Source organism: Bordetella avium (genome assembly GCF_034424645.1).
Taxonomy (GTDB): Bacteria; Pseudomonadota; Gammaproteobacteria; order Burkholderiales; family Burkholderiaceae_B; genus Bordetella; species Bordetella avium.
In genome coordinates this window covers 2163183-2182264 of sequence record NZ_CP139969.1, presented here as the reverse complement: position 1 = coordinate 2182264, position 19082 = coordinate 2163183, and the positions used below count along the sequence as shown (strand labels likewise).

Below are 19082 nucleotides of genomic sequence, written 5' to 3'. Positions count from 1 at the left end.
TTTGACGACCCGTCGTATCAACGGTTCTGACCCGAAGTGATGCTGGACGCCAGTTCCTGCGCCATCTCCGCATGTGCTTCGCTGCCGATTCCTGGCTGGTAGCCCGGGGGCAGGCGACGCAGCTCATAAATGTCCTTGATCAGCTCGGAGAGCCCTTGCAGCAGGAGCAAGGAAAACCCAACCGGGATAAGCAGTTTCACCGGCCAGCGGATAAGTCCCCCCGCATTGGCTGACACCTCACCGCTTTGGTAGGCATGGATGACCGGAGCAAAAGACAGCGCCAGGATCAGGCTGGCCATGGGGATGAGGAATAGCAGCACCCCCAGGATTTCCACCCGCAGCTGGGCGCGCCGACTCATGCGCGAGTAAAAAAGATCGACACGGACATGTTCTCGGCTCAGCAATGTGTAACCCGCGCAAAGCAGGAACACTGCAGCGAACAGATACCACTGGATTTCCAGCATGGCATTGGAGCTGAGGTTCCAGGCTTTGCGCGTCACGGCGTTGCCGGCGCTGATGAGCACCGCAATGAGAATAAGCCAGTGGACAAGCCTGCCCACTACCCGGTTGAGCGCATCAATGGAAAGTGCGAGGCGCATGAAAAAGCCATGCGGCTCCTCGCCCGGCGCCGGCGATTGTGAGGCAGTTGTCTGCACAATGCTTCCTTATTGCTTGGCTTTGCTATTCGCAGCCAGAACGGCATTGAACGTGAAGTTATCGAGAGGCGCGTCAGCCACCTTGAACCAGCTGGCCTGGGCCTCGCGGTAAGCTTTCCATTTAGGATAGATGGCCTTGAAGGACTCGCTTTTTGCCGCCAGCTCCTGCATGGTTTCCTCTGAGGCCTGGAAGGCCGCGTTCATCACATCGCGCGGGAAGTACGACACCTTTGCCCCCTCGCCGATAAGCTTTTTGAGGGCGGTGGGGTTACGCGAGTCATAGTCGGCCAGCATTTTTAGCGTCTGCTCGTTGGCGGCGCACTCAAAGGCTGCTTGATAGGATTTGGGCAGGGCTTTCCAGGCGTCTGCATTCACCATTGCGGTAATCGAGGCGCAGCCCTCCCACCAGCCCGGTGAGTAGTAGTGCTGAGCGACGCGGTGCAGGCCGAGTTTTTCGTCGTCGTAGGGGCCGATCCATTCGGCGGCGTCAATCGTTCCTTTCTCGAGCGAGGAGTAGATATCGGAGGGCGGAATCTGCTGCGGCACCGCGCCGAGCTTGGCCAACACCATGCCACCGATGCCGCCGATGCGCATCTTCAAGCCCCGCAAGTCGGCCACGGTTTGGATCGGCTTGCGATAGAAGCCGCCCATCTGCACGCCGACGTTGCCACAGGTGATGTTGACGATGTTGTATTTGGCGTACATCGCCCGCAGCATTTCCAGGCCGCCGCCATACAACATCCAGGCGTTGTGCTGTCGGGAGTTCAAGCCGAAGGGCAGGCCGGTATCGAAACCCACGGTGGGCTCCTTGCCCACGAAGGCGCTGGCCAGCACATGGTTGCATTCCACCGTGCCATTACTCACCGCGTCGAAGTTTTGCGCGGGCGGAACGATGTCGCCACCGGCAAAGGCACGGATTTGGAATTTGCCGTTGGTTAACTCCGCGACGCGCGCACAGAGATGCTCTGCAGAGCCATACATCGTGTCTAAGCTCTTAGGCCAACTGGTGGACATACGCCATTTGACCGTCGGCGCATCCTGAGCCGCCGCCTCGCGTGGAGCTGCAACACCCAATGCCGCTAGCGGCGCCGCAATGCCGACCCCGCGCACAAATTCTCTTCGCTTCATACCCGATCCCTTGAATGGTTGGAACACCCCGTAGCGAGCATTTCGGCGCGGCGTTTATGAACAACGCATCACGCAAAAATACTCAGTGTTAGGATCATAAATTTTGCGTGTCAAAAAAACATCAGGGTAAGCACTTAGCGAAGAATATAAGGTAAAGCCCTGGTAAATTGACTCATTCTTGGTATAGCACGAGCTGCCAGCTTGGGTTGGATTAAGGGAAATCACTATGTTTGCCGGAATTGTTTGTTAGTATACTGAGTATAGGCCTTACTTTTACGACCTAGCCATGACCTGGAAAACCATCGCAAACATCAACGACATCGGCGAGGACGAGGCGTTAGCCTTCGAGCACGACGGCGCCAAGCTGGCGCTGTTCAAGAGCGCCGATGCATTTCATGTGACGGACAACATCTGCACCCATCAGTACGCCCTGCTATCCGAGGGCTATATTGAAGATGGCTGTGTAGAGTGCCCGCTCCATCAGGGCACATTCGATTTGGTGAGCGGCGAAGCGAAGTGCGCTCCCGCAACGCAGCCGATTCGCGTCTATCCCGTTCGCACGCAGGGCGACGAAGTGCAGGCTGATCTCCCATGACAATCGAGCGCTGTTCCACGGCGGGGCATGGGGTGCTCATCATCGGTGCGGGTCAAGCGGGCGCGACGGCGGCCAATGCCTTGCGCCAATTTGGCTTTGAGGGCTCCATCACGCTGATTGGCGACGAGGACGCCGCCCCTTATGAGCGGCCGCCGCTTTCCAAAGCGGTGCTGCTCGATCCGGCTAAGGAAGCGGAAATTGCCATCCATTCCGGCACCCATTACAAAGACCACAACATTGCAGTGCAGCTTGGGGTCAAGGTGGCGAAGCTGGAGCCCCAGCACCATCGTGCCGTCCTGACTGACGGACAGGTGCTGGAGTACTCACGGTGCTTGTTGGCGACGGGGGGCAGGGTGCGCGAATTGCCTGGCCATCCCGCCGGCGCGACGCCAAATCTGCATTACCTGCGCACACTATCCGACGCTCACGCCTTGCGTGAGAAATTGCATGCCTTGGCGGCAGGTTCGGTGTCGCAGGATGTTCAGTTGTTGGTCCTGGGTGCGGGCTTTCTTGGGCTGGAGGTCGCATCCACGGCCTTGCAATTGGGTGTCAAGGCAACGGTCATCGAGCCGGGCAGCACATTGCTGGCGCGGGCCATACCGCCCGAGCTGTCCCAATGGCTGGCGGGCATTGTTCGGGCCAAGGGGGTCGATTTGCGCTTGGGTGTCGGCTGCGGCGAGCTTGAGGAAGTCGCGCAGGGAGTTCGCGCACAGTTGTCCGATGGCACAGCGCTGACCGCCGCCTGCGTCGTGGCTGCCGTGGGTCAGCGCGCGGACACCGCGATTGCCAGTGAAGCCGGTTTGCAGATCTGCGCCCAGACCGGCGGCGTGATGATCGACGCCGCGGGCCGCACGAGTGCGCCTGACGTTTATGCCGCTGGCGATTGCACCACGCAATGGCAGCCTCTGCTCAACAAGGCGGTCCGCCTAGAGTCCTGGCAAAGCGCCAACGAGCAGGCTCGCCTGGCCGCGGCGTCCATGCTTGGAAAACAGGTCGAGCCGGCCGCGACGCCGTGGTTCTGGACGGATATGTTCGGCTTGAACATCCAGATGATGGGCATGCCGCATGCGGGTTTGACGTATTCCTTGCGCGGCGTCATGCCCGCGCCTGAATCTGCGGCGGCAGACGGCGCCAGCGCGCCAAAGTTTCTCATGTTTGGTTTGGATGCGCTGCAACGCTTGCGCTATGCCGTTGCCGTGAACGCAGGGGGGGATCTGCGGATGTTGCGGCCCCTGTTCACCAGCGAAGCCCCATGCGCCAACGGCTGCCTTTCCGACGGCGCTCGGCCTCTGCGCGAAATCACGCGGCAGCTTCAAGCTATGTCCGCCAGCTGATTTCTGAAACGAGCGACATCAATCTTCCCAGGGACAATCATGTTTAGCACTCAATCGGTTATCAACATTACCCCGCTGTCGAAAGACGGCAGCATCCAGGACTGCAAATGGCCGGAAGACGGTCTGCACTACATCCCTGATTGGGTTTACACCAACAAGGAAGTTTACGAACGGGAGATGAGCTGTATCTTTCGCGGCAAGACCTGGAACTACGTCGCGCTCGAAGCGGAAATTCCCAATGTCGGTGACTACAAGCGCTCCTATGTTGGCGATACCCCTGTGGTCGTCTCTCGTGCCGAGGACGGCAGCATCCACGTTTTCGAGAATCGCTGTGCGCATCGCGGCGCCGAATTTTGCCGGCATAGCCGCGGCAACAACACCGAGTTCGTTTGCCCTTACCACCAATGGTCGTATGACCTAAAAGGCAATTTGCAGGGCGTTCCTTTCAAGCGGGGAGTGAACAAAGTCGGCGGTATGCCCAAAGACTTCAAGGCCTCCGAACATGGACTCAAGAAGCTGTATGTCACTACGCTTAATGGTGTGGTGTTCGCCTCTTACAGTGCCGACGTGGAGCCCATCGAGGAGTATCTGCAGCCGGAAATCAAGAAAGATTTCGATGTGGTGTTCAACGGCAAGAAGCTCAAGATCCTCGGTTACTACAAGAACGAGTTGCCCTGCAACTGGAAGATGTACCACGAGAATCTGAAAGATCCTTACCACGCCACGCTGCTGCACTCCTTTCTCGTCGTGTTCGGCCTGCTGGTGGCGGGCAACGACGCCGCCATGATCGCCGATGCGAAACACGGCCGTCACGGCACGATGGCTTCTGCCAAGAAGGAGGACAAGTACGCCGAGGTGAGCGAGGAAAACAAGAAAGAAATGCGTTCATTCCATGAAGGAATGCGCTTGAAGGACGAACGCTTTCTCGACTTTATCAAGGAGTTCGATTCTCCCTGGTCGGTAACCATGCAGACGATCTGGCCCAATATGATCGTTCAGCGCGAGATGAATACGCTGGGTGTACGCCATATCGTGCCGAATGGCCCCAACAGCATGATCATGATGTGGACCATGTTCGGCTACGAGGATGACACCGAAGAGATGACCCAGCACCGTCTGCGTCAGGGTAATTTGATGGGGCCGTCGGGCTTCCTCGGTCTGGAGGACAACGAGGCCATGAAATTCGTTCAGGAGGGCGTGCGCCGCTCAAGCAGCGACTTGAATGTGATCAAGCTCGATGCGGATACGGTCGGTACATCGAAGGGGCTTATTTCTGAGGCGGCCATTCGCGCGATGTATCAATACTACCGCCAGGAAATGGGCTTCTAAGCCAGGCGCGCGCACCCCTTTTTCACTGCTCCATGTTTTCACGAGAACTATGACTGCTGTCGTCCAATCTCTTTTCAGGCCCAGCCGCCTGCCCGCCGCGCGAGCCATTGCTTTGCGCGCCGAAATTGAACAGTTCAATGCTGAATACTGTGCCGTGCTCGACACGGGGAGTATTGAGCAGTGGCCGGAATTCTTTACCCCTGATGCCGTGTACCTCATCACGGCGCGCGAGAACGCCGAGCAGGGTCTGCCGGTCGGCCTCGTGTATGCACAGGGCCAGAACATGATGCACGACCGCGCGGTGGCGATAGGCCGAACGCAAATGTTTGCGCCACGCTACAGCCTGCACATGGTCACGAACACCTTGGTTACCCATGAATCCGAGGCTGGAGAAATCGAAGCGCAGGCGAACTTCGTGGTTTTCCAAACGCTTGTCGAAGGGGCGACCACGGTTCACATGGCGGGAACCTATTACGATCGCTTCGTCAAAGTGGGCGGCAAGCTGCTATTGAAGGAGCGCAAGGCCATCTATGACTCCAGCCTGATCGCAAACGACTTGGTTTACCCCCTGTAAGAACAGGGAAGTTTTCAAGTCATGGATAGCGCCAGCCCCTTTTCATGCCGCCTGTGGTAGGGCATGCGGGGCGGGATGGCGCTTCAGCGTCAAAGGGCGCGCATCGGACTGCCGTACTGATGATTTTCGTCGACAAGCCTGCCCATAAGGTCCATCAGCATGACTTGCTCGGCCGGTCGAAGCGGCGCCAGCAGTCTTTCTTGAGCGCGGGCCATGCCATCGCGCAGCGCCGCCACCACCGCAGATCCTTCGTCTGTGACGTAAAGCTGCCACATCCGCTTATCAGTGGGGTTGGGACGACGCTGTAAGAAACCCCGCTCTTCCAATCGCTTTGCCACATCGGCGGTTGTGGTTCTGTCCAGGCCTATCTCCTTGCCCAGGGAAGTCTGATCCAGGCCGGGCTGAGATTCGACGACAGAAAGAATGCCGAATTGAATAGGGGTGACCTTGCGGTTCTGGCACTCCTCAAAAAACATCGCTACATGTATTTGATGGAGGCGGCGGATCAGAAAGCCCGGACGCGAGGCAAGGCGGGTGAAGTCGTGATCGGCGTCACCTTTTGTAAGGGAAAAATTATCTGTGCTTGCAGTGCTGTTTTTTACAGAGTCACTGGAGGCATCTTTGAAACTCTCGGCAGCCGACATGACTATAAAACCTGGTTAGCTAGAAAACCATGAATAAAAGGCGTAATAGAAATCTTATTTATCTTAAAGATATTACACGGATGAGCGAAAAACACAAGCAATAGATATGCCTCAACGCATTCGCCTGATCCGCATTTTTGATGGGTTTTTGATTGCGTAAGAATGCGATAGATTGCCGATGGGTTCTAGCTATTCTTATGGATTTTTATGCTGAAAATTAGTGCTTAATATATTGAAATTTTATTGGAATTTATAATTAATTTTTATATAAAAATATGTCGTGTATTTGATCATAAAATGTGATACTTATTTCAATAAAATTATTATAGTTAATTCATTAATTTTATGAAAAATTACGGCGCGGAAATCTATTGTTTTTCCCGATTTTTTGCAGATCTGGAAGTTCAAGCTAGACAAGTCTGTGAAGGCGGTTTTTCTCGCGCCCAAAAAATAATTATTACGCCGTCAAAACGGCGTCTGAGCGAGCGCTGCGCTTTGACTGTTTCGCCGCAGCCCCGCTGCTGGAGCCAAAAGCCGTTGCGCAGCAGTTGGAGCCTGCGGTGACGGCCTGGGGTTTCGACTGCGCGCAGCTCGAGCGCTACGGCCAGGCCGCGCACCACGGCGACGCCAGTAGGGATGTGTTCTGGCAGGCCGCGTTTCCCTGGTGTGTGCACGCTATCGACCTGTCCGTCCCGCCTCTGAGCGATGCGGGGCATTCCGCAGATCAGAGAACTGCCCGGCGCCTAGACCTTGGGCCGCAGGGACGGCGCGGCGCTTTGATTGATCGCTTGCGCAAGCTCAGGGGAGTGAGCGGAGTTGTGGCAGAGGGATTGCCATGTTTATGCAGGCGTTCAGCCAGCGGTGTTGCCGCCTCTCGCCATCGCTTCCCCTTAGCTTGCCAGCCGTTCGAGCATCTCGGACGCAGTCTGTTTATCAGGAGTTCGCCTGCATTCGCAGGTCGAGCCGCGGCATTGCCGTTATTTCAAGGAGCACTCGCTTCCCGCCTTCAGCTCCGAAACCCCGGATATAAGGAAATTTGATCATGAGCGCCTCTAAGTATGCCCAGCGCGTATCCGCGCACAATGCTCAGAAGGGTATGACCCGAGAAGAAAGAAAAGTCATTCTGGCTTCGTCCTTCGGCGCGCTGATGGAGTGGTATGACTTCTATATCTATGCTGCTCTGGCGGCAGTATTCGGCACATTATTTTTCCCGTCTGGAAATAGCACGGTTGCCTTCCTGGCCAGTTTGGCTACTTTTGGCGCCGGATTTTTAATCCGGCCAGTTGGAGCGCTGCTGTTCGGCCGCCTGGGAGACGTGATCGGGCGTAAATACACCTTTCTGGTCACGATCCTGCTAATGGGCATTTCCACAGTGGGCGTGGGGCTGTTGCCTACCTTCGAACATATCGGCATTGCGGCAACGGTTGCGCTCGTCTGCCTGCGTCTGCTCCAGGGTCTGGCACTGGGAGGGGAAATCGGCGGCGCTCTTACCTACGTGGCAGAGCATTCGCCTCTGCGCCGCCGCGGCTTGTACACCAGTTCTATTCAAACCACTGCGACACTGGGCTTGCTGCTCTCGCTCATAATCGTTGCGGTAGTGAAGGTCTTCGTCACCGACGAGCAGTTTCTTTCCTGGGGCTGGCGCATTCCCTTCATCGTTTCCCTGTTGATGTTGGTCGTATCGGTATACATCCGCAGCAAATTGCATGAATCGCCGGTTTTTCTTGAGATGAAATCTCGCAAGTTGATTTCGAAGTCTCCTATCCGCGATAGCTTTCTGAAGTGGGACAACCTGCGCTATGTGCTGCTGCTGTTTGTGATCTGTGCAGGCTTGGGGGCCATCTTCGGGACAGGGCATTTTTATGTCATGTTTTTCCTGAACAAGACGCTGCACCTTCCCCAGTCGACCGTGCATTGGATTATGGGTGCGGTGCTGATCGTGGCAACGCCCTGCTATTTGCTGTTTGGCTGGCTCTCGGACCGTATCGGTCGCAAATACATTCTTGTCACGGCCTGCGTGTTGGCGGCGCTCACTATCATGCCGATCTTCAAGGCGCTGACCCATTACGCCACGCCGGAGCTAGAGAAATTTAATCGCTCCACGACGGTGAGTATTCGCGCTGACGACTGTCATTTTTCCTTGTTTACGGCTCCTGTTACGGCCTGCGACAAGATCAAGGGCTATCTCACCGACCTAGGGGTGAGCTATGACCTCAAGCTTCAGCCTGACGCCGCTGTGCCTATTGTTCGCGTAGGCAATGAGGAAGTCGCAGGATTTGACGCAGCGGCAATCAAAAAGATGCTTGTTGCCGCAGGTTGGCCGCAGCGGCCCGATTCGAACAGTATGAACTTGCCTGCTGTGATGGTATTGGTGTTTCTGCTGGTGTTTTATCTCACGATGATCTATGGCCCCATGGGAGCCATGATGGTGGAATTATTCCCGGCCCGCATTCGCTACACATCCTTGTCGCTCCCATTCAACCTGGGGGCGGGGTGGGTGGGGGGCATGCTGCCATTCACGGTTTCCGCCATCAATGTGGCGCAGGGCAATGTTTACGCGGGTCTGTGGTATCCCGTAGTGATCTGCGCGGTGGCGGCGGTCATAGGATTCGTATTTCTGCCTGAAACAAAGGACAGAAGTCTCGACCATTGAACGCAGAGGAGCGGCTGCTTCGGAGACGCCATCGGTCTTTCCGCGAGTAGAGGGATAAAGAATGGATAACATCGACGTTTTAGTTTTGAAAGCGTTGCGCGATTGGCGAGCTTCAGGGCAACACGCGCTGCTGGCGACCGTGGTTCGAACCTGGGGCTCGTCGCCCCGTCCGGTTGGCTCCATGATGGCTTTGCGCGAGGATGGCCGCAGCGTGGGTTCCGTCTCAGGGGGGTGCATCGAGGATGATCTGATAGCCACCTATGCCGGTGCGGCGAGCGCCGCCTGTCTCATCGACCAAGCCCCAACATTGCTTCGCTACGGCATTCATGCCGACGACGCTCACCGTTTCGGGCTTCCCTGCGGCGGGACCCTGGAGCTTCTGCTCGAGTTCAATCCTGGCGCCGAAGCATTGCGCCGGCTCGTCGACTTGCTGGAAAATGGCCGGGCAGTGCAGCGGGTTGTCGAATGCGCCACGGGATCTGTCCAGCTGCGGGATAATCACGACGCTCAGCCCTTTAGCTTTGACGGCCACACACTGTCCAACCCTTTGGGTCCCGGATACCGCATGCTGCTCATTGGCGCCGGCGCGCTGGCGGAGTATCTGTCTACCATGGCGCTGTTCAGCGGATTCGCCGTGACCGTCTGTGACCCGCGTCAGGAATACATGGCGGGGTGGTCTGTTGATCACGTGACGACCACCCATGAATGTCCCGACGATGCGGTGCTGCGGTTCAAGCCCGATGCGCGCAGTTGCATCATCGCACTCACTCACGATCCCAAACTCGACGACCTGGCGTTGCTCGAGGCATTGGCAACGCCTGCCTTCTATATCGGCGCTATAGGCAGCCGGCGCAATAATGCGGCACGACGTCAGCGCATGATCGACTATTTGGATCAAACCGAAGAAAGCCTGGCACGCTTGCGCGGCCCGATTGGCATTTACATCGGTAGCAAGACGCCAGCCGAGATTGCCGTGAGCGTCATGGCTGAAGTTATGGCCGTAAAGAATGGCCTCAGGCTGCCGCGCGAGATGGACGTGGCCTATGTAAAAAACCGGCATGGTGCCGACCCCGCCGACTCGTCCTGAGTGAGGGCAGAGCAGCGCGGTGATCAGGGCGGCGGGTAGGCGCAGGGGGAGGGGCCGCCAGGCCCCATTCGTCAGCGCGTGCGGGGCGCAGCAAGGGGTCCTTGGGCTGAGCACAGTGCAAGCGATGCCCAGCCGCCCTGACTGCGCGGCTCAACAGGCAGTCCGCCAGGCAAGCGTGCAGGAGGGCGCTCGCTCCGCGTCAGGATTTCAGTCAGGGAGTGCTCTTAGGGGACGGCGATGCGCGAGCTGGAGCGAGCGCCAGGCCTTCGTGTTGCGTCACCCGTTCCAGCGCCTCTTCGAACAGGGCGCGCGAGCGCGCCGCCAAAGCTTGCAGCTCGGCATGCAGCGCCGCGTCTTGGGGGCTGCTGAGCTGGCAACTGCCGCTATAGGCCTCGAAGCTGGACAGCAGCATCAGCAACTCGGCGATATGGCGCGGGCACTCGCAGGCCAGTGTCGAGGCCATGCCGGCGATGGCGGTTAGCTGCGCATCGTCGTAGCGGCGGGCGGGCGGCTGTGTCGATGCCGTGGTGGCCGCGTTCGCTGCAGTACGCGCCGCCGCCGGGGGCGCGAGGCCCGCCGTCGCGAGCCAGGCCCCCAGGCTCTCGTCATCCGGCGGTTCGCGCAGCAGCAACACCGCCTCTCGCGCCAGTGCGGCTTTCGCGGCGGCGTTGCCAAAGCGATAGACGGCGGCGACCGATGGCGCCTGCAGGGCGGTTTGGGCGGCCCGCAGTCCGTCCAGGTTTTCAGAGAGCAGGCCGGGCGTCTGCCAGACAAGCAGGTCGTAGGGGCGGGCCAAAGCCGATTGAGCGGCCTCCTGTAGCGACTCGTGCACCGCCAGCAGTTGCACAGGGCCCCCCAACTGGAGGGCTACTGCGGGACGAGCCAGCCGCGCCGCGAATGCGGGTCCTACGACCACCAGGCGCAGCGGTCTGCGTGCGCGCTGTGCCTTGCCAGCTGCCTCGCCCACGGTGTGCTGGGCGGCCAGCGCCTCTAGGGCTTCCAAACCCAAGGGGGCGAGTGAGCCGATGGCGTGGCCCTGCTGAGTCAGCGCACGCAGCAACTGCAGGCGCTGGATGTCGGCCGGGGTGTAGAGCCGGTGGCCGGATGGGGCAGTACGGGGCTGCACAGCCTGGTAGCGCTGTTCCCAAATGCGCAGGGTCGCGACCGGCATCTGCGCCAGACGGGCCGCTGCCCCGCTTCGGAAAAGAGTTTGCCCCTCGCGAGGGCCGGGGTCTGGCTGTAAAGACATTACGGGGCGTATATGAGTTTGAATTGAGTTGATTATTGTCAAAATAACAGAATTCGTCTTATTATGAGTTCAGTATGAGTTTGATTTAAGCCTTCATGCCAGAAATCCAATCCTTCCGCCCCAAGCTGTTCTATGACGGTGGCTGTCCGATCTGCTCACGCGAGGTCGCCCTCTACCGGAGCGGTCCCGGCGCCGAGCGCCTAGACTGGGTCGACCTGTCTCAGTGTGGCACGGCAGACCTGGGCCCCGGCCTGAGCCGGGAGGCAGCTTTGGGCCGATTGCATCTGCGGCTTGCTGACGGGAGGCTGTTGAGCGGCGCGGCGGCCTTCACTGCCCTGTGGACTTTGCTGCCGCGTTGGGCCTGGCTGGGGCGCAGCTTGTCCCCCGCCCCGATGCAATGGCTGCTGGAAGCCGCATACCGGCTGTTTCTGCGCCTGCGCCGGCTATGGCGGCGGCCGCTGCGGCCATGAGCCCGCCGCGCGGTCACCGAGGCAACAAGCAGTACTTGCCCAGCAAGCCCTGTGCCCATTGTCAGCGACCCATGACCTGGCGTCGCCGCTGGGCCCGGTGCTGGGAGCAGGTCTTGTACTGTTGCGAGGCCTGCCGGCGGGCCGGTCCGGCCAAGGGCCGCTCATGAGTCATTGCCGCCATTTGGTCCTCGTGCTGGGGGATCAACTCGATATCCAGGCCGCCGCTCTGGATGGTTTCGATCCGGAGCAGGACTGCGTCTGGATGGCCGAGGCCGCCGAGGAGTCTACTCATGTCTGGTCCAGCCAGCCGCGCATTGCGCTGTTTCTGGCGGCCATGCGGCATTTTGCCGCTGTCCTGCAATCGCACGGCTGGCCGCTGCGCTATCACCGACTGGACGACGATCCTGAACCTATCAGCCTGGCCGTCTCGCTGCGGGCGGCGCTATTGGCGCTGCGCCCCGAGCGCTTAGTGATGACCGCGCCGGGCGACTGGCGCGTCTTGCAGTCTCTGCGAGCGGTCGCCACCGACCTGGGGCTGCCGCTTGAGTTGCGCGAGGACCGGCATTTTTTCAGCACGGTGCGCGAGTTCCGCGCCCACGCCCGGACGCGCAAGTCGTTGCGCCTGGAGTTTTTCTATCGCGAGCTGCGTCAGCGCCACGGCGTGCTGATGGATGAGGGCAAACCCGTGGGCGGGCGCTGGAACCTCGATGCCGACAACCGTCAGGCCTTCGGCGCCGAGGGTCCGGGGCGTTTGCCTGCGCCGCCGCGCTTCGCGCCCGATGCGCTGACGCGCGAGGTGCTGGATCTGGTTGCGCGCCGTTTTGCCCAGCACCCTGGAAGCCTGGAGGCCTTTGCCTGGCCAGTGAACCGCGAGCAGGCCTTAGCGGCGCTGCGGCAGTTCATCGAGGAGCGCCTGCCGCTGTTCGGGCCCTATGAGGATGCGCTGTGGCCGGGCGAGCCCTGGCTGTACCACTCGCAGCTATCGGCCGCGCTCAATCTGAAGCTGCTTAGTGCGCGCGAAGTGGTGCAGGCCGCCGAACTTGCTTACCGGGCGGGACGCGTGCCGCTTCAAAGTGCCGAGGGCTTCATCCGCCAGATTCTGGGCTGGCGCGAATATGTGCGCGGCCTCTATTGGACCCAGATGCCGGGCTATCTTGAACGCAATGCGCTTGGCGCGGATGAGGCGCTCCCCGCCTGGTATTGGACCGGGCAGACGCAGATGGCTTGCCTGCGCGAGGTGCTGCACCAGACCCTGGCGCTGGGCTATGCCCATCATATTCAGCGGCTGATGGTGGCTGGCCTGTTCGCCTTGCTGCTGGGCGTGCGGCCGCAGCAGCTACATGCTTGGTATCTGGCCGTTTATGTCGATGCGGTCGAATGGGTGGAGCTGCCCAACACCCTGGGTATGAGTCAGTACGCCGATGGCGGCCTGATGGCTAGCAAACCCTATGTGGCTACAGGCAAGTACATCGAGCGCATGGGCGGGCCTTGCAAGGGCTGTCGCTATGACCCGGCGCAGCGTCTGGGCGAGCAGGCCTGCCCCTACACCACGCTGTACTGGGATTTTCTGATGCGCCACGAGAAGGCTTTGGCGAGCAATAGCCGCATGGCCATGCAGGTTCGGAATTTGCAGCGTTTGTCTGACGAGGAAGCCGCAGCGATCCGCGAGCGTTCGCAGGCGCTGCGATGGGCGGCGCAGCGGCAGGAGTTGTGATGCTGCCCAGCATGCCAAAAGATGACTTTCCGCCCACACGCGAGGCGGCCTTGGCGCGGGTCGCCGCCTTCGATCCGGCGGCCTATGCGCTCACGCGCAATCATCTGGACGGTGCCGTGTCGCGCCTCTCTCCTTATCTCACTCATGGCTTGCTCAGTCTGCCTGAGCTGCTTGGGCTTAACTTGCAGCGGGATACGCAGGGCTTTTTAAACGCCGTGCAGCACCGTTGGGTGATGGAGTTAGGATGGCGGGCCTATTTTCAGCATGTTTGGGATACCCGTGGTGACGATATTTTTGCGTCGCTTCGGCCGGGACCCCGCCCTGATGAAGCCTACGCGACTGAGATGCCGCCAGACATCTGTGAGGCTCGAACCGGCTTGCCAGTCATCGACCTGGCCGTGCGCACGCTGTATGCCAGCGGCTATCTGCATAATCATGCCCGTTTGTGGCTGGCCAGCTATGTCGTGCATGCGCGTCAGGTTCACTGGCGTTGCGCGGCGGACTGGTTGCTAGGCCATTTGCTCGACGGCGATTTGGGCAGCAACCACTTGAGCTGGCAATGGGTCGCCGGCACGGCCAGCGCCAAACCCTATCTGTTTAACGCTGAGAATGTGGCGCGCTTTGCGCCCGAAGCCTGGCACAGCCCGGGCACGCCGATCGACGCGCCCTACGAGCGCTTGGACGCGATGGCGCGAGGCCTAGCGCCCTGGACAGAGGCATCGGGGGGGGGCGGGAATGGCCCCCCCTGGCCTGACGGGCCATCCGCCGTGGCTGTGCAAGCCGCCACCGGCAGAGGTGGTGCGCGGCCGTTCGGTATGGCTGGTCCATCCCTGGGCTTTGGGAGAGTTGCCAGACGATATGCCGGCCGATCGCCTTTGCGTCGGCTGGTGGCCCCAGCCTTATCATCTGCGCTGGCCCTGGAGTGAGCGCCGCTGGCGCTTTGTGGCGACGCGCATGGGGGCTGTCGCCGCTTATGACTGTTATGGCGACGGAGCGTCCCTCCTGCGCCTGCTGCAAGGCGCGCGTGATATCCAGACGCTGTCCAACCCGCATGTGCGTCACCTATTGCCGGCGGCGGTGCGGCAGCGCCCCGCGCCCACGTTGTTTCCCGTCCTCGAGCAGTCCTGTCGCTCGTTCTCGGCTTGGTGGAAGCTCAGCACTCAGGGTATTCGCCGCACAGCCGATTTGCCCGGGCTGCGCGCCTGGCAGGAGGGTCTGCGGTGAGCACGTTGTCCAGCGTCGCCGATCTTCAGACGGTGCGCGCCCTCGCGAGAACGCTGCCACGCAGCACGGGTGTCTATCTGTATTTCGGGGAGGCGACGCTGCCGCTTTATATCGGCAAGAGTGTCGATATGCGAGGGCGCTTTCTGTCGCATCTGCGCACGCCTGCGGAGGCGGCCATGATGCGCCAGGTCCGGCGGGTCGATTGCATCGAGACGGCCGGCGAGTTGGGCGCCTTGCTACTCGAGGCCAGCCTGATCAAGCAGCGCATGCCGCTGTTCAATCAACGGTTGCGGCGCACCCGGCGCCTCCATGTTCTGCGCCTGGCGTCGCTGGCTTGCGGGGGATTGCAGCCACGCATCGAGGGGCTGACGGGTACGCCGCTTGAGTGCGAAGCTGCCCGCTTCGGCCTGTTCAAATCCAGGAGCGCCGCTGTAGAGCATCTACGGTCCTTGGCGCAGGCCCATGAACTTTGCCTGGGCCTCTTGGGCATCGAGCGCATGGGCTCAAGAGGATGCTTCGGGCTTCAGCTTGGCCGCTGCCGTGGAGCCTGTGTGGGACGCGAGCCGCGGCAAACACATGACCAACGTCTGCAAGAGGCGCTCGACGCTCTTCGTGTACATGCCTGGCCCTACGCCGGGCCTATCCGCATCGTCGAAAGAGCTGGCGACTGGGTGCAAAGCCACGAGGTGCATGACTGGCGCTATCTGCACACCGATTGCAGCCGCCAAGGCCGTATCGGCGCGGGTATTCAACAGTCCTTCGATGCCGATATCTATCGGCTGCTCGTTCGCCCTATCCTGGAGCAACAGGCCGACATCGTGCAGGTGGCGGGCGAGGCGCGCTCGCTGGCGCGTCTCATGACGAGAGGCGGGGAACAAGCCGGTGCGCTCGCAGAGGCCTAGGCCGACACGGCGAGGTTGCAGTATTGTCCTTTGAAATACAGCAAGGGTTGGGCGTTTACCGCGCTTTGCGGATTGATGGCCTTGACTTCGCCAATCACAATCATATGGTCGCCGGCGGCGTGTTCAGCATGGATTTCGCAGTCCAGCCAGTGCAGGCTGCCGGCAATAATGGGATTGCCCAGCGGCGATTTTCGCCAGTCGACGCCCTGCCATTTGTCCAGGCCCCGCCGAGCGAACTGCCTGGATATTTCGGCCTGCTCGCCAGACAGGATGTTGACGGCGAAGCGCCCAGCCTGGCGGATTTTTGGGTAGCTATGCGAGCCGGACATGACGCTGAATGACACCAGTGGCGGGTTCATCGATACGCTGTAGAACGACTGGCAGGTAAAGCCAACCGCCTCCTCATCGATGTGCGCGGTGATCACCGTGATGCCGGAGGCATAGTGTCCGAGCGCATCGCGAAAGTGCAAGGGCTCGATAGCAGTGCTAGGGAGTGAAGTCATAGAGTGTAAAGACTAGGCGCTGCTGAATCCGTTCTGCATCGCAAGCGAACTGAGCGCGAACCCACCGCGAGGGATGCTGATCGGTGGCGATCAGGGCAATGCCGGCGGTGTGTCCGTGAGGGTCGTGTCGGTCGTTGCAGGCCCCGGCGTGAGCGGAGCGCCAGGGCCCATGGCGCCGCGTCAGGCGGCGATCTCTTTCCGGACGATCTCAGCGCCCGCGCTCAAGGCGCTCAGCTTGCCTCTTGCGACGTTGCGGGGCAGGGGGGCCATGCCGCAGTTGGTGCTGGGGTAAAGCTTGTCGGCGTCGACAAATTGCAGGGCCTTGCGCAGGGTGTCGGCGACTTCTTCAGGGGTTTCCACGGTGTGGGTCGCCACGTCAATCGCGCCGACCATGACTTTTTTGCCCCGAATCAGCTCGATCAGATCCATAGGCACGCGGGAGTTCTGGCATTCCAGCGAGACGATATCGATCTTGGATTGTTGCAGCTTGGGAAAGGCCTCTTCGTATTGACGCCATTCCGAACCCAGCGTTTTCTTCCAATCGGTGTTGGCCTTGATGCCGTAGCCGTAGCAGATGTGCACGGCAGTTTCGCACTTGAGTCCTTCGATTGCCCGCTCCAGGGTGGCAACGCCCCAATCATTGACCTCATCAAAGAAAACATTGAATGCGGGCTCGTCGAATTGAATGATGTCAACGCCTGCGGCTTCCAGTTCTTTGGCTTCCTGGTTGAGGATCTTGGCGAATTCCCAGGCGAGTTTTTCACGGCTCTTGTAGTGGCTGTCATAGAGCGTGTCGATCATCGTCATGGGTCCAGGCAAGGCCCATTTGATGGCTTGCGTGGTTTGTTGACGCAGAAACCTGGCGTCTTCCACGAAGACCGGCTGTTCACGGGACACGGCGCCTACGACGGTCGGTACGCTGGCGTCGTAACGGTTGCGGATTCTGACGGTCTCGCGCTTGGCGAAATCAACGCCGCTGAGGTGTTCGATGAAGGTCGTGACAAAGTGTTGCCGGGTTTGCTCGCCGTCGCTGACGATGTCGATGCCCGCGTGCTGCTGCTCTTGCAATGAGAGGCGCAGGGCATCGTGTTTGCCTTCTGCGAGTCCGTCGCCTTCCAGCTTCCAGGGTGACCAAAGCGTCTCCGGCTGCGCGAGCCAGGAGGGTTTGGGCAGGCTGCCGGCGGTCGATGTGGGGAGCAATTTTTTCATAATAGCTAAGCTTTCCTGGCTGATCACAGAGCGTAGTTGGCGGACCATTGTTCAAGCATGACTTGGTGGGGTTTGATGAAGTGCTCTTCGACAAACTTTCCCTGCTCAACGGCCAGCCGGCTGCGCTCCTCCCGGTCATAGATAATTCGAGTCAGCGAGTAGTCCTGGTGTTTCAGGCTCGGCTGATAGGCGATTCCTGCTGCGGAATTCGCGTTGTAAATTTCAGGGCGGTAGATTTTCTGGAAGGTTTCCATCGTGCTGATGGTGCTGATCAGTTCAAGATTGGTGTAATCGCTGAGCAGGTCGCCGGAAAAATAGAAAGCCAGAGGGGCGACGCTGCCATGAGGCATGAAGTAGCGCACCTTCAGCCCCATCTTCTTGAAATACGCATCAGTCAGCGAGTATTCGTTTTGTTGATACTCATAGCCCAATACCGGGTGCTGATTGGCTGTCCGGTGATAGGTCTTGGTGTTGGAAACGCTCAGGCAGATGACAGGCGGCTTGCCGAAATGCTCTTTATAAGTGCTGGAGTGCACAAAGCACTTGAAAAGCTGGCCGTGCAGATCGCCGAAATTTTCCGGGATGCTGAAATCGGGCTTGTTTTTATTGTGCTCGAGCAGCAGCACACTGAAATCATAGTCGCGGACGTAGGATGAAAAGTTATTTCCTACAATCCCTTCGATACGCGCATTTTTCTGCCGATCGATGATGCTGGTTTTGAGTATTTCAATCAGGGGGAGTCCGCTGCCGCTATTGGCGGCAGCGACATTCATTGCAACGGAAATGATCTCAAGCTCGACAGCATAACGATCCCCTTTAGGGTTGTCCCAGTGCGCCAAGGCGTTGAAGCGATTATCTATCATCCTCAAGGTGTTGCGCAGGTTCTCCTGGCGGCTGCTGCCCCGGGCAAGGTTGGCGAAGTTGGTGGTGATGCGCGTGTTGTCAGAGGGACGATAGTCTTCGTCGAAACGAATGCTTTTAATGGAAAATTCAATATCTTTATTCATTTCGACCTGGCGTCCTGATTATGAATATAAATCTTTGGATTGTTTTTTGTGGTTTTTGGATTTTTAATTATTAATTCAAATTCTTATCGTAAAGTGGTGGCGGTTCGTATTCTATGATGAATCAATAAATTAAAAAAATGAATTGATTTCATTTAAGTATTAACGATGCTCATACTGGTGCGCGTGGCAGGCTTTGCCCCTGGAACCCGACGCTGCGGAATTGGCCGGTTTCATAGGGGGTATTCCAGGTTCGAAACCCTGTCCAGGCTTGGGGCGGGCTGCCGGGTCAAACCCGCTACCTCTGTCCTAGGGGCATGGGCGACGGCCTCTTAGCAGCCGCCGCGGGTGTCTAGCAGCGTGCTTACCAGCTGATGCGTAGCCCGATCTTGCCGTCCCACTGCTGGCTCTTGCCATTGAAGGTGCGTTGATAGCCTGCGTGGGTATAAATGGACAGGTTTTTAGTGATATTGCCGGTGAGACCGACCTTGGTTTCACCCCAGGCGCCGCCCAGATCGGTTCGGAACGGGATGTATCGGTCTCTGGCATGAAAGCGGGTTTGCGTATTTCCCATAAACTCATTGCCAATAGCCAGCCGAACCGTGGCAGTGAAGGTCAATGCAGGAGGCGGCGGCCTGGATATGACGAGGCCGGAGGCCGAATCCCGGTCGAGGCTGGCGTTAAAGCGCAGGGCACCGCCGCTGAGGTGGTGCGCGCCGCCAAGCAGCGGGCGCATCAGGATAGCTTCAGCGCCGTTTCTATTTCGCTTATTGATGTGTTGCCAAGATGACGGGCCGGTCTGGCTAG

At 59.2% G+C, this 19082-nt stretch carries 20 protein-coding genes; 12 read left to right on the top strand and 8 right to left on the bottom strand.

Annotated features, from left to right (window positions below; translation table 11 throughout):
• Positions 1-17: 17 nt before the first annotated feature.
• Positions 18-599 carry a TRAP transporter small permease subunit gene (locus U0029_RS10170; RefSeq protein WP_012417251.1) on the bottom strand — a complete coding sequence of 194 codons (582 nt, stop codon included), beginning with the start codon at positions 597-599 and terminating at the stop codon, positions 18-20.
• 66 nt (positions 600-665) lie between these two features.
• Complete coding sequence (locus U0029_RS10165; protein ID WP_039052029.1) at positions 666-1784, bottom strand: TRAP transporter substrate-binding protein; 1119 nt, start codon at positions 1782-1784, stop codon at positions 666-668.
• Positions 1785-2070: 286 nt separating this feature from the next.
• Between U0029_RS10165 and U0029_RS10160 the strand changes: the two genes are divergently transcribed.
• Genes U0029_RS10160 through U0029_RS10145 form a run of 4 tightly spaced genes read left to right on the top strand, consistent with a single transcriptional unit; the run spans position 2071 to position 5616 of the window.
• Complete coding sequence (locus U0029_RS10160; protein ID WP_012417253.1) at positions 2071-2379, top strand: non-heme iron oxygenase ferredoxin subunit; 309 nt, start codon at positions 2071-2073, stop codon at positions 2377-2379.
• Positions 2376-3713 carry an NAD(P)/FAD-dependent oxidoreductase gene (locus tag U0029_RS10155; RefSeq protein ID WP_012417254.1) on the top strand — a complete coding sequence of 446 codons (1338 nt, stop codon included), beginning with the start codon at positions 2376-2378 and terminating at the stop codon, positions 3711-3713. Before U0029_RS10160 ends, U0029_RS10155 begins: the two co-directional genes overlap by 4 nt.
• A gap of 39 nt (positions 3714-3752) precedes the next feature.
• Positions 3753-5042 carry an aromatic ring-hydroxylating dioxygenase subunit alpha gene (locus tag U0029_RS10150; RefSeq protein WP_012417255.1) on the top strand — a complete coding sequence of 430 codons (1290 nt, stop codon included), beginning with the start codon at positions 3753-3755 and terminating at the stop codon, positions 5040-5042.
• A 49-nt stretch (positions 5043-5091) separates the two neighbouring features.
• On the top strand, positions 5092-5616 hold the full coding sequence (locus tag U0029_RS10145; RefSeq protein WP_012417256.1) for an aromatic-ring-hydroxylating dioxygenase subunit beta: 525 nt from the start codon (positions 5092-5094) through the stop codon (positions 5614-5616).
• 89 nt (positions 5617-5705) lie between these two features.
• Here the strand turns inward: U0029_RS10145 and U0029_RS10140 are convergent, their stop codons facing one another.
• Positions 5706-6260: a MarR family winged helix-turn-helix transcriptional regulator gene (locus U0029_RS10140; RefSeq protein WP_012417257.1), complete on the bottom strand. Its 555-nt coding sequence runs from the start codon at positions 6258-6260 to the stop codon at positions 5706-5708.
• A 1042-nt stretch (positions 6261-7302) separates the two neighbouring features.
• On the opposite strand from U0029_RS10140, the gene U0029_RS10135 reads away from it, so the two are divergent.
• Both U0029_RS10135 and U0029_RS10130 read left to right on the top strand, forming a co-directional pair.
• Entirely contained in the window at positions 7303-8913 is a 1611-nt protein-coding gene (locus tag U0029_RS10135; RefSeq protein WP_115600714.1) for an MFS transporter, read from the top strand.
• A 61-nt stretch (positions 8914-8974) separates the two neighbouring features.
• Complete coding sequence (locus tag U0029_RS10130) at positions 8975-10000, top strand: XdhC family protein (RefSeq protein WP_012417259.1); 1026 nt, start codon at positions 8975-8977, stop codon at positions 9998-10000.
• A gap of 211 nt (positions 10001-10211) precedes the next feature.
• Here the strand turns inward: U0029_RS10130 and U0029_RS10125 are convergent, their stop codons facing one another.
• Positions 10212-11171 (bottom strand): MerR family transcriptional regulator, encoded by a 960-nt coding sequence (locus tag U0029_RS10125; protein WP_162790382.1) that lies wholly within the window; start codon positions 11169-11171, stop codon positions 10212-10214.
• Between the two features lie 173 nt (positions 11172-11344).
• Here U0029_RS10125 and U0029_RS10120 point away from each other — a divergent pair, with 173 nt between their 5' ends.
• From U0029_RS10120 to U0029_RS10095, 6 genes are read left to right on the top strand one after another with little or no spacing between them, the layout of a single operon-like run.
• On the top strand, positions 11345-11719 hold the full coding sequence (locus tag U0029_RS10120) for a thiol-disulfide oxidoreductase DCC family protein (protein WP_012417261.1): 375 nt from the start codon (positions 11345-11347) through the stop codon (positions 11717-11719).
• Positions 11647-11886: a DUF2256 domain-containing protein gene (locus tag U0029_RS10115; protein WP_305954671.1), complete on the top strand. Its 240-nt coding sequence runs from the start codon at positions 11647-11649 to the stop codon at positions 11884-11886. Before U0029_RS10120 ends, U0029_RS10115 begins: the two co-directional genes overlap by 73 nt.
• Positions 11883-13433: a cryptochrome/photolyase family protein gene (locus U0029_RS10110; RefSeq protein WP_114852607.1), complete on the top strand. Its 1551-nt coding sequence runs from the start codon at positions 11883-11885 to the stop codon at positions 13431-13433. The genes U0029_RS10115 and U0029_RS10110 overlap by 4 nt, the downstream gene beginning before the upstream one ends.
• A gap of 11 nt (positions 13434-13444) precedes the next feature.
• Positions 13445-14359 carry an FAD-binding domain-containing protein gene (locus tag U0029_RS10105; protein WP_236824218.1) on the top strand — a complete coding sequence of 305 codons (915 nt, stop codon included), beginning with the start codon at positions 13445-13447 and terminating at the stop codon, positions 14357-14359.
• A gap of 28 nt (positions 14360-14387) precedes the next feature.
• Complete coding sequence (locus tag U0029_RS10100) at positions 14388-14657, top strand: hypothetical protein (protein ID WP_236824219.1); 270 nt, start codon at positions 14388-14390, stop codon at positions 14655-14657.
• A complete protein-coding gene (locus U0029_RS10095; RefSeq protein ID WP_114852606.1) occupies positions 14654-15559 on the top strand; it encodes an endonuclease in 906 nt (301 codons plus the stop codon). The genes U0029_RS10100 and U0029_RS10095 overlap by 4 nt, the downstream gene beginning before the upstream one ends.
• Here U0029_RS10095 and U0029_RS10090 read toward each other — a convergent pair.
• The 4 genes from U0029_RS10090 to U0029_RS10075 all read right to left on the bottom strand — a co-directional run bounded on the left by U0029_RS10090 (position 15556) and on the right by U0029_RS10075 (position 19011).
• Positions 15556-16062: a flavin reductase family protein gene (locus tag U0029_RS10090; protein ID WP_012417265.1), complete on the bottom strand. Its 507-nt coding sequence runs from the start codon at positions 16060-16062 to the stop codon at positions 15556-15558. The two genes, U0029_RS10095 and U0029_RS10090, sit on opposite strands and share 4 nt — an antisense overlap.
• 180 nt (positions 16063-16242) lie before the next feature.
• Entirely contained in the window at positions 16243-17271 is a 1029-nt protein-coding gene (locus U0029_RS10085) for a methionine synthase (protein ID WP_114852605.1), read from the bottom strand.
• 23 nt (positions 17272-17294) lie between these two features.
• Positions 17295-18278, bottom strand: a complete 984-nt coding sequence (locus U0029_RS10080; RefSeq protein WP_114852604.1) for a DUF1852 domain-containing protein — start codon at positions 18276-18278, stop codon at positions 17295-17297.
• A 361-nt stretch (positions 18279-18639) separates the two neighbouring features.
• Positions 18640-19011: an autotransporter outer membrane beta-barrel domain-containing protein gene (locus U0029_RS10075; RefSeq protein ID WP_114852603.1), complete on the bottom strand. Its 372-nt coding sequence runs from the start codon at positions 19009-19011 to the stop codon at positions 18640-18642.
• Positions 19012-19082 lie beyond the last annotated feature (71 nt).

Bases quoted from the DNA above. Each gene is read 5' to 3' on its own strand.
- U0029_RS10130 (WP_012417259.1), top strand. From the start codon at position 8,975: ATGGATAACATCGACGTTTTAGTTTTGAAAGCGTTGCGCGATTGGCGA.
- U0029_RS10105 (WP_236824218.1), top strand. From the start codon at position 13,445: ATGCCAAAAGATGACTTTCCGCCCACACGCGAGGCGGCCTTGGCGCGG.
- U0029_RS10155 (WP_012417254.1), top strand. From the start codon at position 2,376: ATGACAATCGAGCGCTGTTCCACGGCGGGGCATGGGGTGCTCATCATC.
- U0029_RS10085 (WP_114852605.1), bottom strand. From the start codon at position 17,271: ATGAAAAAATTGCTCCCCACATCGACCGCCGGCAGCCTGCCCAAACCC.
- U0029_RS10100 (WP_236824219.1), top strand. From the start codon at position 14,388: ATGGGGGCTGTCGCCGCTTATGACTGTTATGGCGACGGAGCGTCCCTC.
- U0029_RS10090 (WP_012417265.1), bottom strand. From the start codon at position 16,062: ATGACTTCACTCCCTAGCACTGCTATCGAGCCCTTGCACTTTCGCGAT.
- U0029_RS10125 (WP_162790382.1), bottom strand. From the start codon at position 11,171: ATGCCGGTCGCGACCCTGCGCATTTGGGAACAGCGCTACCAGGCTGTG.
- U0029_RS10080 (WP_114852604.1), bottom strand. From the start codon at position 18,278: ATGAATAAAGATATTGAATTTTCCATTAAAAGCATTCGTTTCGACGAA.
- U0029_RS10140 (WP_012417257.1), bottom strand. From the start codon at position 6,260: ATGTCGGCTGCCGAGAGTTTCAAAGATGCCTCCAGTGACTCTGTAAAA.
- U0029_RS10170 (WP_012417251.1), bottom strand. From the start codon at position 599: ATGCGCCTCGCACTTTCCATTGATGCGCTCAACCGGGTAGTGGGCAGG.
- U0029_RS10160 (WP_012417253.1), top strand. From the start codon at position 2,071: ATGACCTGGAAAACCATCGCAAACATCAACGACATCGGCGAGGACGAG.
- U0029_RS10075 (WP_114852603.1), bottom strand. From the start codon at position 19,011: ATGCGCCCGCTGCTTGGCGGCGCGCACCACCTCAGCGGCGGTGCCCTG.
- U0029_RS10145 (WP_012417256.1), top strand. From the start codon at position 5,092: ATGACTGCTGTCGTCCAATCTCTTTTCAGGCCCAGCCGCCTGCCCGCC.
- U0029_RS10120 (WP_012417261.1), top strand. From the start codon at position 11,345: ATGCCAGAAATCCAATCCTTCCGCCCCAAGCTGTTCTATGACGGTGGC.
- U0029_RS10150 (WP_012417255.1), top strand. From the start codon at position 3,753: ATGTTTAGCACTCAATCGGTTATCAACATTACCCCGCTGTCGAAAGAC.
- U0029_RS10135 (WP_115600714.1), top strand. From the start codon at position 7,303: ATGAGCGCCTCTAAGTATGCCCAGCGCGTATCCGCGCACAATGCTCAG.
- U0029_RS10165 (WP_039052029.1), bottom strand. From the start codon at position 1,784: ATGAAGCGAAGAGAATTTGTGCGCGGGGTCGGCATTGCGGCGCCGCTA.
- U0029_RS10115 (WP_305954671.1), top strand. From the start codon at position 11,647: ATGGCTGCTGGAAGCCGCATACCGGCTGTTTCTGCGCCTGCGCCGGCT.
- U0029_RS10110 (WP_114852607.1), top strand. From the start codon at position 11,883: ATGAGTCATTGCCGCCATTTGGTCCTCGTGCTGGGGGATCAACTCGAT.